15 protein-coding genes are annotated in these 13660 nt (G+C 39.8%); 4 read left to right on the top strand and 11 right to left on the bottom strand.

Annotated features, from left to right (window positions below):
* Positions 1-21: 21 nt before the first annotated feature.
* The 4 genes from FFU37_RS15575 to FFU37_RS15560 all read right to left on the bottom strand — a co-directional run bounded on the left by FFU37_RS15575 (position 22) and on the right by FFU37_RS15560 (position 3428).
* Entirely contained in the window at positions 22-597 is a 576-nt protein-coding gene (locus FFU37_RS15575; RefSeq protein WP_004335155.1) for a DNA topoisomerase family protein, read from the bottom strand.
* A gap of 114 nt (positions 598-711) precedes the next feature.
* Positions 712-1185, bottom strand: coding sequence for a DUF494 family protein (locus FFU37_RS15570; protein ID WP_138489868.1), 474 nt, complete (start codon positions 1183-1185; stop codon positions 712-714).
* Between the two features lies 1 nt (position 1186).
* Positions 1187-2278, bottom strand: coding sequence for a DNA-processing protein DprA (dprA, locus tag FFU37_RS15565; RefSeq protein WP_004335159.1), 1092 nt, complete (start codon positions 2276-2278; stop codon positions 1187-1189).
* A 31-nt stretch (positions 2279-2309) separates the two neighbouring features.
* Positions 2310-3428 carry a LysM peptidoglycan-binding domain-containing protein gene (locus tag FFU37_RS15560; protein WP_138489867.1) on the bottom strand — a complete coding sequence of 373 codons (1119 nt, stop codon included), beginning with the start codon at positions 3426-3428 and terminating at the stop codon, positions 2310-2312.
* Positions 3429-3546: 118 nt separating this feature from the next.
* On the opposite strand from FFU37_RS15560, the gene def reads away from it, so the two are divergent.
* From def to trkA, 4 genes are all read left to right on the top strand, one after another.
* On the top strand, positions 3547-4053 hold the full coding sequence (gene def, locus FFU37_RS15555) for a peptide deformylase (protein WP_138489866.1): 507 nt from the start codon (positions 3547-3549) through the stop codon (positions 4051-4053).
* A gap of 21 nt (positions 4054-4074) precedes the next feature.
* On the top strand, positions 4075-5028 hold the full coding sequence (fmt, locus tag FFU37_RS15550) for a methionyl-tRNA formyltransferase (protein ID WP_138489865.1): 954 nt from the start codon (positions 4075-4077) through the stop codon (positions 5026-5028).
* Positions 5021-6316 carry a 16S rRNA (cytosine(967)-C(5))-methyltransferase RsmB gene (rsmB, locus tag FFU37_RS15545; protein ID WP_004335167.1) on the top strand — a complete coding sequence of 432 codons (1296 nt, stop codon included), beginning with the start codon at positions 5021-5023 and terminating at the stop codon, positions 6314-6316. The genes fmt and rsmB overlap by 8 nt, the downstream gene beginning before the upstream one ends.
* Before the next feature lie 86 nt (positions 6317-6402).
* Positions 6403-7779, top strand: coding sequence for a Trk system potassium transporter TrkA (gene trkA, locus FFU37_RS15540; protein WP_004335170.1), 1377 nt, complete (start codon positions 6403-6405; stop codon positions 7777-7779).
* A gap of 81 nt (positions 7780-7860) precedes the next feature.
* On the opposite strand, the gene FFU37_RS15535 is transcribed toward trkA, so the two are convergent.
* The 7 genes from FFU37_RS15535 to pepQ all read right to left on the bottom strand — a co-directional run bounded on the left by FFU37_RS15535 (position 7861) and on the right by pepQ (position 13458).
* Positions 7861-8076: an EF-hand domain-containing protein gene (locus tag FFU37_RS15535; RefSeq protein WP_024597191.1), complete on the bottom strand. Its 216-nt coding sequence runs from the start codon at positions 8074-8076 to the stop codon at positions 7861-7863.
* Between the two features lie 75 nt (positions 8077-8151).
* Entirely contained in the window at positions 8152-8364 is a 213-nt protein-coding gene (locus FFU37_RS15530; protein ID WP_004335174.1) for an EF-hand domain-containing protein, read from the bottom strand.
* A gap of 140 nt (positions 8365-8504) precedes the next feature.
* Positions 8505-8717 (bottom strand): EF-hand domain-containing protein, encoded by a 213-nt coding sequence (locus FFU37_RS15525; protein ID WP_138489864.1) that lies wholly within the window; start codon positions 8715-8717, stop codon positions 8505-8507.
* Positions 8718-9182: 465 nt separating this feature from the next.
* Entirely contained in the window at positions 9183-9842 is a 660-nt protein-coding gene (locus FFU37_RS15520) for a flagellar brake domain-containing protein (protein ID WP_039486472.1), read from the bottom strand.
* A 44-nt stretch (positions 9843-9886) separates the two neighbouring features.
* The gene (locus tag FFU37_RS15515) at positions 9887-11338 is read right to left on the bottom strand and encodes a TrkH family potassium uptake protein (protein WP_004335179.1); all 1452 of its coding nucleotides are present in this window, start codon (positions 11336-11338) and stop codon (positions 9887-9889) included.
* 96 nt (positions 11339-11434) lie between these two features.
* On the bottom strand, positions 11435-12049 hold the full coding sequence (locus FFU37_RS15510; protein ID WP_004335181.1) for a YigZ family protein: 615 nt from the start codon (positions 12047-12049) through the stop codon (positions 11435-11437).
* An 86-nt stretch (positions 12050-12135) separates the two neighbouring features.
* Positions 12136-13458, bottom strand: a complete 1323-nt coding sequence (pepQ, locus tag FFU37_RS15505) for a Xaa-Pro dipeptidase (RefSeq protein WP_004335183.1) — start codon at positions 13456-13458, stop codon at positions 12136-12138.
* Between the last annotated feature and the right edge of the window lie 202 nt (positions 13459-13660).

The following is a 13660-nucleotide window of genomic DNA, read 5'->3' as shown; positions in this document are numbered from 1 at the left end:
GTCTCCAGATATAATTAAACGTTATTCAGTTGGGGTGAGCTTATGCATGCAGCTTTTTTGTGGGCATTGCAATAATATGCCGTTTGCCATATTTCTTTCTATGACGATAGGCCAGTCACATTCAGGACACGGATGTTCAACCGGTTTATTATTAAGCGTGTATTTACAACTTGGGTAGCAATCACAAGAATAAAATACTTTACCAAACTTATTACTGCGCGCGACTAAATGACCTTTTTTGCATTTAGGGCAACTAGGCAAAGTATCTTCGCTTTGCTTTTCTTCATTTTCGTTAGCAATATAATGACATTCTGGATAACCCGTACACCCAATAAACATACCATAGCGGCCATTTTTAACCACCAGCGGTTTGCTACACTCAGGACATGCTGAATCTTCTAATATCTTGATTTCGTTACTGTCGTGGTGTGCCAGCGGCCTAATAAAGTCGCATTTTGGATAACTTGCGCATCCTAAAAAAGGGCCAGATTTACTATTGCGGATCACTAACTCTGAACCACACTGTGGGCATATCTCGTATTCTTTTTCGAGGGCGTGCTTGTTCGCCGAGAAAAGCGAATGGTCGATTTTACTCATGGTGATCCTAATAGGTTGGTGAATTTTCGCCTAATATACCCAAACCACTTAAAGATACAAGCAATGCCGTGCTTATCCTTTTAAGTAATTTGAGTACAATTAAGATAATTATCTCTAATGAAGAAGTTCGCTGGGTTCATCAAAAATCAAATCTTCCATTTGCTCATATGCTTCTTCAGAGCCAGGAACGTTAAACAAGATCATAAGTACAATCCACTTTAAGTCTTCTAGGCTTATAGTTGGTTTATCGAGAGAGGCTAAACAGTCCATTACCATTTCACGTGTTACATTGTTAATTACGCCTATTTGTTCAATAAACATTAAAAAGCCACGACACTCAGTGCTGAGCCTTTTGCATTCACTATCGGTAAATATACGCACAGCATCTTTAGGGTTAGCAATAAGATAAGGAGACTCATCGCTGTGTTGTAAATCGGCTAGTTGCTCTAACCAATCAAGAGCTTTAAATATCTCAGGCTTATTAAAGCCCGCACGCAGTAGCTCATCGGTTAACTCATTTTGCTCTGCAAATATATCCGCTTCGCTATGAATGTAATTTTCAAAAAGATACAAAAGAATATCAAACATATTACCTTCCTGCGCTTAACTTGATGTAACCATCTAACACTCGCTCAATCTGATCGTCTAATTCTAAATCGAGCAACCTACTGAGTACTTTATCTATTGGCCACTGCGCACGACGCACAATGTCATCTACACTGGTTACTTCAAAGCCAATACTATTTAAAACCTCACATTGAGAATTGGCTTGAATCGGCTGCTCTTTATTACATACATTATTGTCGTAAGTGAAACTCACCTCATCAAGAATGTCAGCCACGTTTTCTACCAGCTTAGCACCTTGCTTTATTAAAAAGTGACTTGCCTGCGCTAACGGGTTTTTAATAGAACCCGGTACTGCAAATACCTCTTTATTTTGTTCAAGCGCATAGCGTACTGTAATTAACGAACCACTTTTAATTTCAGCTTCAACAATAAGCACTCCTAACGATAACCCAGAAATAATACGATTACGGCGCGGAAAGTTGTGCGCATGAGCTGCTGTGCCTGGTAAAAACTCACTCACCAGCAGGCCGTTTTCTAAAACTTGGTCTGTTAATAGTTTATGGCGTTTGGGATAGTAAATGTCAACCCCAGTACCAAGCACCGCTATGGTTTTACCTGTACCAGCAAGAGAGCCTTTGTGTGCTGCACCATCTATTCCCCGCGCCATACCTGAAGTAACCGTAATACCCGCCAAAGTTAACTCGTATGCAAATTCTGAGGCTATTTCAAGCCCGGTAGGTGTAGCATTACGGCTGCCAACAATTGCAATCTGCGGAGTTGATAATAACGAGACATCTCCCCTGCAAAATAGTAATAAAGGCGCACTGGCAATCTGCCGGAGATCTTCTGGGTAAAGCGCATCAAAAATACAGACAACAGTAATGTTGTTCAGCGCTATTAATTGCTCATAATGACTGACTTGTTGCCAATTGGTGTTGAGTAAATTACTCGCTTGATTAGCGGTTAACCCAAGCTGTAAAAGCTTGTCATGAGATAAGTCGAATAACGACCCAAGGGAATAGTTTGTAGATAGTGCTAAAAGGGTTTTTATACCCAACCCTTTACACATATAAAAGGCAAGCCAGTGGGCTAGCTTGCCAGATGACTGATCCATGCTCTCTCCTAGAGCACCGACTCGCTACTTCTTAATGAATAACTGCAATATCTCCAATGCGAATTGGGTGCTGGTTTTTAGTTATTAATGCATAACTTACTTTGTCATACACTTTAAAGACAATTAGCTCACCAACTTTTTCTTTAGGCATGGTCCACGTTGTGTTTTGTTCGTCAGACTCATCACCAAATAATTGGCTCACATCAGATAAAAGCTTCTCATATTTACTAGAATCTTCTGGGTAACGAGGGCCACGAGGACCATCAATAACCGTTGGTGATTGACGCTCTAGATCTAATACATGACCCGCTTCTATATTTTGTTCACTGCCTAAGTTTAGCACCACAACATCCATTGTGCTGAATTCTCTAACTTCGCGTGGTGAAGCAATAATATTACCTGTTACAGGTTCTAAAGGACGGTGTATATCAAAGTACGCAGGAAGCATTTGGCCTTCCATTGCCGGCATTAAAAAGTCACCTTGCTGAATTTCTCGTTTAACAGACTCAACACGTAATGATGAAGGCACGCCATTTTTCTCATCGCCCGCTCTAAAAGCACGTGCTATACCCACATAAGATGCACGCGTTGCTAACACCTCACCGGTTAAGTCAGTGTAGGGGTCACCTTTATGGTAAATGGCATATGCTTTATGTACTTGTAAGTCGCCTTTAACATATAAAATATGGCCTAGCGTTTGTGTTTTAGTATTTTCGTTTGCACCTAAAATATAAGGTTTACCTTTAATATCGTCACTGTTCATTGCTTGCTCGTAACTGATATAAGGTTTGATCATTTCAAGCGGCAAAGTAGTAATAGCATCACGCCCTTTTGGTGTAATACGACCCTGAGGAGATAGCTTTCTATATCCTTTATTGATCACTAAACGTGGGTTTCCATCTGCATCGTATATCAACGCTAATGCATCACCGGGGTAAATTAGGTGTGGGTTGTCAATTTGTGGATTCATTTGCCAAAGTTCAGGCCATAGCCAAGGCTCATCTAAATAGATGCCAGAAATATCCCAAAGTGTATCGCCTTTTTTTACAACATACTGTTTTGGTGCGTCTTTTTTTATTTTAAGTACATCAGCAACTGCGGGAAACGCAGCGCTTAACGTAAGCATGATTGCAAGTAGTGGAGATTTCATCGAGCTTCCTTGTATTGTTTTTTCATTATTATTGCCCAAAACCTGTTAAAGGTGAACGCGAATGGCTAAAATAAGAGCATACAATACCCTAAATTAAGCACAAGTGAAAAAGGTAACTATGGCTAGGTTAGAAGTTTTAAGATTTCCAGATGAACGTTTACGTACTGTAGCAAAAGATGTTGTACAAGTTGATGACACAGTACGCCAAATTGTAAAAGACATGCTAGAGACAATGTACGATGAAAATGGCATTGGTCTTGCGGCCACGCAAGTAGATATTCATCAACGAATCGTTGTTATAGATGTATCAGAAGAGCGCAATGAGCCACTGGTATTAATTAATCCACAAATCATTAAAAAAGACGGCTCTACCGTTAGCGAAGAAGGCTGTTTATCAGTACCTAACTCGTATGCAAAAGTAGATCGCGCAGAAACAGTAACAGTCGCTGCACTTAACGAAAACGGTGAAGAATTTTTACTAGATGCAGATGAATTATTGGCTATTTGTATTCAACATGAACTAGATCACCTTCAAGGTAAGCTATTCATTGATTACTTATCTCCATTAAAGCGCCAACGTATTCGTAAAAAGCTTGAAAAAGAAGCCAAGTTTGCAGAACAGTAATAAGCACCTTAGGAAAACTCAGTGACTCAACCATTACGCATTATATTTGCCGGTACGCCGGACTTTGCCGCACGTCATTTACAAGCGCTGATACAAAGCGAACACCAAATAGTGGGTGTATATAGCCAGCCAGATCGCCCTGCAGGTCGTGGTAAAAAATTAAAAGCCAGTGAAGTGAAAGAGCTAGCGCTTGAGCACAACTTACCGGTTTTTCAGCCACAGTCATTAAAAAATGATGAAGCACTAGCTGAGCTAACAAGCTTAAATGCCGACATTATGATTGTTGTAGCATATGGCTTAATTTTACCTAAAGCTATTTTAGAAGCGCCACGTTTAGGTTGTTTAAATGTGCATGGCTCTATATTACCGCGCTGGCGCGGTGCTGCACCTATTCAACGCGCAATTTGGGCAGGTGATGAACAAACCGGCGTAACAATAATGCAAATGGATGAAGGGCTAGATACCGGCGATATGCTACATATAAGCCGCTGCCCTATTAGCACAACAGAAACTAGCGCAAGCTTATATACAAAGCTTGCTGAGCTAGGTCCAGATGCGTTAATTGAAACCATTAATAAATTAGCTAATGGTGAGATCACCCCTGAACCTCAAAACGATGAACTTGCTAACTACGCTAAAAAGCTTTCTAAAGAGGAAGCTAATATCGACTGGTCCATGAGTGCGCTTCAAATCGAGCGAAACATTCGCTCTTTTAACCCGTGGCCAATGTGCTTTACCCAAATGGGTGGGCAAACAGTAAAGATTCATCAAGCGCAGGTTATGCTGCAATCAGGTGATCCTGGGCAAATTTTATCAAGCGACAAAAATGGCGTAGTAGTGGCGTGTGGCGAACACGCTTTATGTATTACGCAATTACAGCCGCAAGGTAAAAAACCAATGGCAATTAACGACTTTTTAAATGGTCGTAGTGACTGGGTTACTCCTGGCACAATATTAGGCGAAAACAATGAGTAATGTTCCAAACGTACGAGCGCTTGCCGCTGAAACTTTATATAACGTAGTTGATAAAGGCGCATCGCTTAATCAAGAACTTCCATTTGCAAGCCAAGGCTTGCCGCCTAAAGATAAAGCGTTGCTACAGCAAATTTGTTATGGCGTTTTACGCTACTTACCGAGCCTTGAAAATTACTGCCAACACTTAGTAGAGCAGCCATTAAAAGGTAAACGTAGAATATTTCAGTTTTTATTATACGTAGGTATTTATCAACTGCAGCATATGCGCGTACCACCTCATGCTGCCATTTCAGAAACAGTTAACGCACTGGCTCAACTACGCGCTTTAGGATTAAAAGGGCTGATAAACGCCATTTTACGTAGCTTTCAGCGTCAACAAGCTGAGCTTGAAGAAAAAGCGAAGCTTATTCCGGTATGTTTATACAACCATCCAAATTGGTTTATTAAACAGGTGCAAACAGCCTACCCAGATAGCTGGGAAGCACTACTTGAAGAAAACCAGCAACAAGCGCCAATGTGGCTTCGTGTCAATCAAGCCCAATTTAGCACGCAAGAATACAGCGACATGCTTAGCGCTAACGATATTGAACACACCTTAAACCCTGATTTTATTGATGGGATTAAGCTTGCCAAACCACGTGATGTATTTTCGTTACCTGAGTTTGATACAGGTGCATGTTCAGTACAAGATGCTGCAGCACAGTTGGCAGCCCGCTTTTTAGAACCTAAAGCAGACGACTATATTTTGGATGCCTGCGCAGCCCCTGGCGGAAAAACGTGTCATATATTAGAGCTTGCTGATGCAGATGTACTTGCACTTGATAGCGACTCAACTCGTCTTGAACGTGTTAAGCAAAACTTAACTCGTATTGGCTTAGGTGCAGACCTACAATGTGGCGATGCATCGCAACCACATACCTGGTGGGATGAAAAATTATTTGATCGTATTTTGCTTGATGTGCCTTGTTCGGCCACTGGTGTAATTCGCCGTCACCCTGATATAAAATGGTTACGTCGCGCATCAGACATCGAAGACTTAGCTAAGTTACAAAGCGATATTCTTGATAGCATTTGGCCACTGTTAAAACCAGGTGGCACATTGGTATATGCTACGTGTTCGGTTCTTCCACAAGAAAACCAACAGCAAGTTGCTAAGTTTTTAGCTAATAATGATGATGTAGAACATATACCTCTACACGAAAACGATACCGTAACAACGCCAGGTTTGCAGTTACTGCCCGGTGAAAGTGATGGATTTTATTACGCTAAGCTAGTTAAAAAAGCCTAATAGCCGTACACTAAATAGTTAGCCATTTATGAAACATTAAATGGCTATTTTTTTAATTAAATTATGATCAATACCACGGGTAAATAATGAAAATAATTATACTCGGTGCCGGGCAAGTTGGTGCTACGCTTGCTGAAAACTTAGTTGGCGAACAAAACGAAATTACCGTTGTTGATATAGACGGTAACCGATTACGTGAACTTCAAGATAAGTACGACTTACAAGGGGTTATGGGCCACAGCGCGCATCCTGATGTATTACGCCGTGCAGGTGCTGAAGATGCCGATATGATTATAGCGGTAACCAGTTCAGATGAAGTGAACATGGTTGCATGCCAAGTGGCATACAGTATTTTTAAAACGCCCACTAAAATTGCCCGCATTCGCTCAGAGCAATATTTAAAATACCGCGAAAAACTATTTCAAAACGATGATTTACCAATCGATCATTACATTGCTCCCGAAGCACTGGTCACTAAGTATATTCGCCGTTTAATTGACTACCCTGGTGCTCTGCAAGTATTGCAGTTTGCTGATGGCATGCTCTCCTTAGTAGCCGTAAAAGCTTACTATGGCGGTTTACTTGTAGGTTATGCGTTATCTGCACTTAAAGAACACATCCCTAATGTAGAGACTCGTGTTGCCGCTATTTATCGTCAAGGTAAAGCAATAAAACCATTGGGTACCACCGTTATTGAAGCCGATGACGAAGTATTCTTTATTGCCGCTACAAAACATATACGCGCAGTAATGAACGAGCTACAAAAACTTGAGCGTTCGTACAAAAAAATTATGATAGCTGGTGGCGGTAACATTGGGGCAGGCCTTGCCCGCTCACTTGAAAAAAACCACACCGTTAAACTAATTGAACGCAGTAAAGAACGTGCCGAGCAGCTCTCAGAAATGCTCGATAATACGGTCGTTTTTTGTGGTGACGCATCTGATCAAGAACTGCTCTCAGAAGAGCATATTGAACAAGTCGATGTATTTATTGCCGTAACCAACGACGATGAAGCAAACATTATGTCAGCCATGCTTGCAAAACGTATGGGCGCACAAAAAACCATGGTACTTATTCAACGTGGAGCTTACGTTGATTTGGTACAAGGCGGCGAAATAGATATTGCCATATCGCCACAACAAGCAACTATATCAGCATTACTAACACATGTGCGCCGTGGTGATATTGTTAACGTGTATTCACTGCGTAAAGGTGCGGCAGAAGCCATAGAAGCGGTTGCTCATGGTGATGAAAACACATCTAAAGTTGTTGGTCGCGCGATTGCCGACATAAAACTTCCAGCGGGTACAACTATTGGCGCAATAGTACGTAATGACGATGTACTGATAGCCCACGATGATACAATTATTATGTCGGGCGATCATGTCATTATGTTTTTAATCGACAAAAAACATATTACCGTTGTAGAAAAACTATTCCAAGTAAGTGCTATATTCCTTTAACTAGTTACGCTAATTAGTTAATTTAAAATACAAAAAAGCCGCTGACTAAGGCGGCTTTAGTGGAGTATCTTCGAATATTGATTACTGTACTTTTGAAAACTCTTCTTTAGAGATTTCACCATTTCCATCAGTATCTAAATCATCAAAAATCTTTACAAGCTGAGGGTTAACCTTTGCTTCTTCCATTGTAATCGCACCGTCGCCATCTGCATCAAAAGAGGCAAAGTCCACTGCTGCGTATGCTGCTGATGAAGATGCTAAAACGATAACTGCAAGTGTTGTATTGAATGTTTTCATAATAATATTCCTAGTAATATGGGAAGTCCTTTTCAAAGATCCCTGACTGTGAAAAATGTTTAATCTGAAAAAAGATTAGTAATTAGCGAATTCTTCTTTAGAAAGCTCGCCGCTACCGTCGGTATCTAGCTCAATAAATTCAGCCATTAAATCTGTATCGACTGCCGCTTCGCTTGGGCTAATTGTGCCGCTACCATCGATATCAAGGCTGTCAAAATCTGATGCTGCAAATGCAGCGGAAGAAGATGCTAGTACTATAAGTGCTAATGCTTTATTTAAATGTTTCATAACTTAATCCTTCAATGTTCTATCAAAAAAATTGCTTCGTTTAACTTAAAACGTAATTTTTAACTTCCTTGTTATCCTCTTTCGTAAGCTCCCTTGCCTACTTAGGTTGTCTTTGGCAACTCAGGATAAATACTTTTTAATTAAGCTTCTGAAAATTCTTCTTTTGATAACTCACCATTTTGGTCAGTATCAAGCTCAGAAAACATGCTCATTAATTTTGCGTCTACTGATGCTTCTGCTTGGCTAATTGTGCCACTGCCGTCTACATCAAGTGTGTCAAAATCTGTTGCTGCAAAAGCGGCTGAAGAAGATGCAATAGCGATAAGTGCTAAAATTTTATTAATGCTTTTCATAATATGTATCCTTCAAATTTATGTGTGTGCGATTAAGTATTTCACTTTGAATCACGATTTCGTTCAGTACACACTGACTATTACAACTTAAATGCCAACATTTAAAAGTCATTAACTTTCAATAAGTTAAAAACAAAACGTACAATAAGTAGGAATTTTCAGAGTTATTACTGTTGCCTTTTCGCAACACGCTTTAGAGGTAAAAAACTAAAGTTATTAAAAACAAATAGTTATGTTTATATAAAAAGATACATTTTAAAATATAGAGCTATAAAAGGAGGGATTTTAAAAAATAGTTAAGGTTAATTTTAACGAAGTAGCTATAACAACAAAAAACAAGCCATAATAAAAAATACGTAAAACATTGTTTTATTTGAATAATATTTTTAATTATATAAAAACAAAAAAATACTTTATAAATACTCACTTAAAACGCCATTTTGTTGCAAATAAGCGAAAAACGATTTATTCAACGGTGGGCTCAAGCGCAGATGGGTCTATAAAATGCTCTTTCATAAAGGTTTTCATTTCATCCTCGCTTGCTAGTAGCTTAATCCCGCAGTGCACACCTGCGGCATGCTCTTTAACACTGCAAATTTCACCTTCAAAATCTTTATCACTACTATTGAGTACGACAGTGCATTGCATATCTTTAATACCTTCAGCTTGCTGATCGCCTCTAATATCAAACATTACACCAGTGAGTGAAATGTCCTTAATAAGGCCTTCAAGCACTCTATCGTCACTTAGTTTTAGCTTTGCAGGTAACAAGGTAGGTATGCGTGTTTGCGAGCGTAGCGCAAATAGCTGCACTTGCTTAGGAAAATTAATAAAGACGAGTTTAGCGGGATGAGAGGCTACTGACATAATTTGCTGGCGAAACGCAATAACTTGCCCGCCACTGCCTTCAATCAGTGCTCTTACAACAACCATTACACCATCACGTAAATAGTCACTCGCTGCAGGTAAACGCTTAGCATTGGGATAATTTAAAATAATAAACTGTTTATCGAGTAAACCAACTAATTCAGTTTTAACACGCTTACTGCTTGTAGGTGTTAATATTTCTAGGTCGACTAAGCTGCCTACACTTATATGCTTTAGCTTTTCTAAATTTGTTGGCATATCCCTTTCCCAATAGTTCGTAATTTAAAACTTAAGCCGCTCGTTTATCCACGCCAAAAAGTAGGCGTAAATAACACTAATAAAGTAAATATTTCTAAACGACCAAACACCATTGCAATGGTAAGCAACCATTTAGCACCATCGGTTATAGCACCATAATGCGACGCTACATCTCCTAAACCAGGCCCTAAGTTATTTAAACAAGCCGCAGTGGCTGAGAACGCAGTTATGTTATCCATACCCGTGCCCATAAGCGCTAACATAATAATAATAAATACAAGCGCATATGCAGAGAAAAATCCCCACACGGCTTCTACTACTTTGTCTGGCAACGCCTTACGACCCAGCTTGATTGAATATATAGCACGAGGATGCACTAAACGATTAAGCTCACGCACGCCCTGCAAATAAAGTAAAAATACGCGCACTACTTTCATACCACCACCAGTAGAGCCTGCACAGCCACCAATAAAGCTCGAAAATATAAGTAAAATAGGTAAAAACAAAGGCCATGTTGAAAAGTTATCAGTAGCAAAGCCTGCTGTTGTACTCATTGAAACAGCTTGAAATAACGCCTGATCGAGGGTTTCATCGCCATTAGCAAATATTTCGTTAGAGGAAAGTACAGTAAAACAAATAACCACCAGCGCTAATTGAATACACAAAAACACCTTAAACTCTGGGTCTCTAATATAAACTTGTATGTTACGACTGGCCACTGCGGCGTAATGCAGGGAGAAGTTAACAGCGGCAATAATTAAAAAGAACACACAAATAAAGTTAATTACAGGGCTGTCGAAGTGCCCCATGGAGGCGTCGTAAGTAGAAAAACCACCTATCGCCACCGTTGAGAATGCATGACATATAGCATCAAACCACTCCATTCCTGCAGCCCAATAAGCCAGCATACAAGTAATAGTCAACGACACATAAATATACCAAAGGTGCTTTGCAGTATCGGCAATTCGCGGGGTCATTTTAGAATCTTTTACAGGCCCTGGTATTTCAGCGCGGTACAACTGCATACCACCAACACCTAGCATTGGGAGTATAGCAACAGCGAGTACGATTATACCCATACCGCCAAACCACTGGAGTTGCTGGCGATAAAACAATACCGACTTGGGTAAATACTCAATACCGGTAAGTACTGTAGCGCCGGTGGTTGTTAAGCCAGAAAATGCTTCAAATACCGCATCGGCGAGCGATAAGTTAGGTTCTTGTAAAAAGATAAGCGGCAAGGACGCAAACGCCCCAAGTACCAGCCAAAACAAAACAACAATTAAAAAGCCTTCACGTGCTTTTAAATCACCGTTTTCATGGCGGTTTGGGTAATAAGCCATCATGCCAATAACAACACTAAAGATAAATGCTAAAACAAAGGGAACACCACCACCGTCTTTGTATATTAAAGACACCAGTGCCGGAGGCACCATGGTAATACTAAACAGCGCAACAAGTTGGCCAAGAATTTTTATGATGGTACGAAATTGCATTTAGCTTGTCGCTTTTATTATTAGTAAATTCAGGCTGAGTAGTATCAACCAAATTAAATAGGGTCAGTATGCATTATATGCAATTTGTGTAGGTTATTACTCTTTAATAGTTAACTCAACTGCGCCGTGACTTAAATCAAAAATATCTTTGATTGCTTGCTGAGCTTCACGGCTATCGATTGTAATCACCCACTCAATATTAGCAGTAAATTGCTTATCAATATTAAGCACTTGATACTTTGTTTTTAATAACTGCTCAATCGCGCCTTGCATGCTGTACTCACTACTCCCAGTAATTTCAACGCTGGGAACTTTAAGCACCGTTTGCAATTTTACTAGTGCATTATTTAATGAGCCACCATAAGCACGTACTAGCCCGCCGGTGCCTAATTTTATGCCGCCAAAATAACGTGTCACCACGGCAGTGATTTCGCCAAGGCCCGAACCCACCAGCACATTTAACATAGGCTTTCCTGCAGTGCCATTTGGTTCACCATCGTCCGAAAAACCATAAACATGGCTGCCACCGGGGTTGCCTGCCACATGTGCCCAGCAGTTATGGCGTGCATCGCTATACTTTTCTTCAATGCTTTTAATAAATGTTTTTGCTGAATTTAAATCGGGGGTGTGTGCAATGTGGACTATAAACGTACTTTTTTTTATTTCTTCTTGATGAAAAACGTCAGCAGCAGGATATTTATATTCAGACATATTAAAAGCTCAATTAAAAATGGGGCCTAAAGGCCCCGTTCATATGCATATTTTAACGTTTATTCGCTAACTCGTCTTTATAGAAATTAATCGAGTTCTAAATTACGCGTCATATTCTCTAGGCTATCTTCGTGAACAATAATGTTATCTTCAATACGAATGCCGCCAAATGGTTTAAATGACTCTACCTTTTCCCAGTTAATAAACTGCTTATTATCGGTTTGCGCTAAATCACTAAGCAGTGAATCAATAAAGTATAAACCTGGCTCAATAGTAAACACTTGGTTTTTTTCGATCAGGCGAGTACAACGCAAGAACGGATGCCCTTCTGGCGATGGTTGATGTGTGCCCTTTTCGTCACTCATAAAACCGCCCATATCATGCACTTGTAAACCTAGGTGATGTCCTAGTCCATGCGGGAAGAAAGTAGATGTAATTTTACGCTCAACAATTTCCTCCGCGGGTAGGTTAACAATTTTAAAGTCACTAAGTATTTGTGCGATACGATTATGACATTCAACGTGTAAATCTCCATAAAGCATACCCGGCTTTAAACCTTTACCTAACTCGATTTGTTGAACAGTCATCGCTTGTACAAGCTCAGCAAACTCACCCTGCTTTTTAAAATCATACGTACGAGTAATATCAGCAGCGTAACCATTAAAGTTTGCACCGGCATCAATTAAAAATGAGTTGTGGGTGTGTGGCACTTTTGGATCAAAGTGCGTGTAGTGCAAAATAGCGCAGTTTTCGTTAAGCGCAACAATGTTGCCGTACGGCATTTCATTTTCGCTTTGACGTGTCGCCATTAAGTACGCTTGCTGAATATCAAACTCGCTACCACCATTAAAGAATGTATCGCGTGCAGCTTTATGCCCATCTACTGCAATGCGGTTAGCGTTGCGTAAACATTCAAGTTCGTACTGCGTTTTATAAGCGCGGTGGTAATGAAAATAGTTAAGTACAGGCTCAGGGTTCATAATACTAAAACCAAGAGCTTGCGCTACTTCAATGTATTCACCCATGTAAGCATATTTAGCTTTATCGTATGGTAATAACTTTTCTACTTGATCAGGCTGAAGTAGTAGCTCTATATCAAAGTACTCAGCCCAAAAGTCGCGAGGCTCGTCTGGTACTTTATGCCAAAAATCTACTGGACGATAAAATATGAGTTTTGGCTTGTCGCTGCCATTTACCACAATCCAGCAATGAGGATTGTCAATAACCGGTAACCACGCTTTAAACTGTGGATTAACTTTAAATGGATAATACATATCATCTAAAAACTGGCGCTTAGCTTGGCCTGAATGAATTACTAATCCTTCTAACCCTTCGCTATTACAAATTGTACGAGTACGCTGTTGCAGTGTTGCAATATGTTCGGCGTATAAAACGGCTAATTTATCCATTGTTAATCCATCTGTTAAATTTAACTTGCTATGAGTCTATCACTTATACCAATTGCATTAAATTAATGATCTATTATAGCGATAAGAAAATAGCTTAATAACAAGGCTAAAATTATGATACATAGTTGTTCTATATAAATAATTTTTAACGCAGTTATTGAGTTATTTAATACGCTAGAATGATCATGTTTTTAATAAAAGT

The sequence above is a fragment of the Pseudoalteromonas distincta genome (assembly GCF_005877035.1).
In the GTDB taxonomy this organism is placed as follows: Bacteria; Pseudomonadota; Gammaproteobacteria; order Enterobacterales; family Alteromonadaceae; genus Pseudoalteromonas; species Pseudoalteromonas distincta.
The sequence above is the reverse complement of the archived record's forward strand: the minus strand, read 5'-3'. Positions and strand labels throughout refer to the sequence as shown.

Excerpts from the sequence above, each read along its gene's own strand:
- FFU37_RS15560 (WP_138489867.1), bottom strand. The coding sequence starts at position 3,428 with ATGAAATCTCCACTACTTGCAATCATGCTTACGTTAAGCGCTGCGTTT.
- trkA (WP_004335170.1), top strand. The coding sequence starts at position 6,403 with ATGAAAATAATTATACTCGGTGCCGGGCAAGTTGGTGCTACGCTTGCT.
- FFU37_RS15575 (WP_004335155.1), bottom strand. The coding sequence starts at position 597 with ATGAGTAAAATCGACCATTCGCTTTTCTCGGCGAACAAGCACGCCCTC.
- FFU37_RS15535 (WP_024597191.1), bottom strand. The coding sequence starts at position 8,076 with ATGAAAACATTCAATACAACACTTGCAGTTATCGTTTTAGCATCTTCA.
- pepQ (WP_004335183.1), bottom strand. The coding sequence starts at position 13,458 with ATGGATAAATTAGCCGTTTTATACGCCGAACATATTGCAACACTGCAA.
- FFU37_RS15570 (WP_138489868.1), bottom strand. The coding sequence starts at position 1,185 with ATGTTTGATATTCTTTTGTATCTTTTTGAAAATTACATTCATAGCGAA.
- FFU37_RS15525 (WP_138489864.1), bottom strand. The coding sequence starts at position 8,717 with ATGAAAAGCATTAATAAAATTTTAGCACTTATCGCTATTGCATCTTCT.
- def (WP_138489866.1), top strand. The coding sequence starts at position 3,547 with ATGGCTAGGTTAGAAGTTTTAAGATTTCCAGATGAACGTTTACGTACT.
- FFU37_RS15515 (WP_004335179.1), bottom strand. The coding sequence starts at position 11,338 with ATGCAATTTCGTACCATCATAAAAATTCTTGGCCAACTTGTTGCGCTG.
- FFU37_RS15520 (WP_039486472.1), bottom strand. The coding sequence starts at position 9,842 with ATGCCAACAAATTTAGAAAAGCTAAAGCATATAAGTGTAGGCAGCTTA.
- rsmB (WP_004335167.1), top strand. The coding sequence starts at position 5,021 with ATGAGTAATGTTCCAAACGTACGAGCGCTTGCCGCTGAAACTTTATAT.
- dprA (WP_004335159.1), bottom strand. The coding sequence starts at position 2,278 with ATGGATCAGTCATCTGGCAAGCTAGCCCACTGGCTTGCCTTTTATATG.
- FFU37_RS15510 (WP_004335181.1), bottom strand. The coding sequence starts at position 12,049 with ATGTCTGAATATAAATATCCTGCTGCTGACGTTTTTCATCAAGAAGAA.
- FFU37_RS15530 (WP_004335174.1), bottom strand. The coding sequence starts at position 8,364 with ATGAAACATTTAAATAAAGCATTAGCACTTATAGTACTAGCATCTTCT.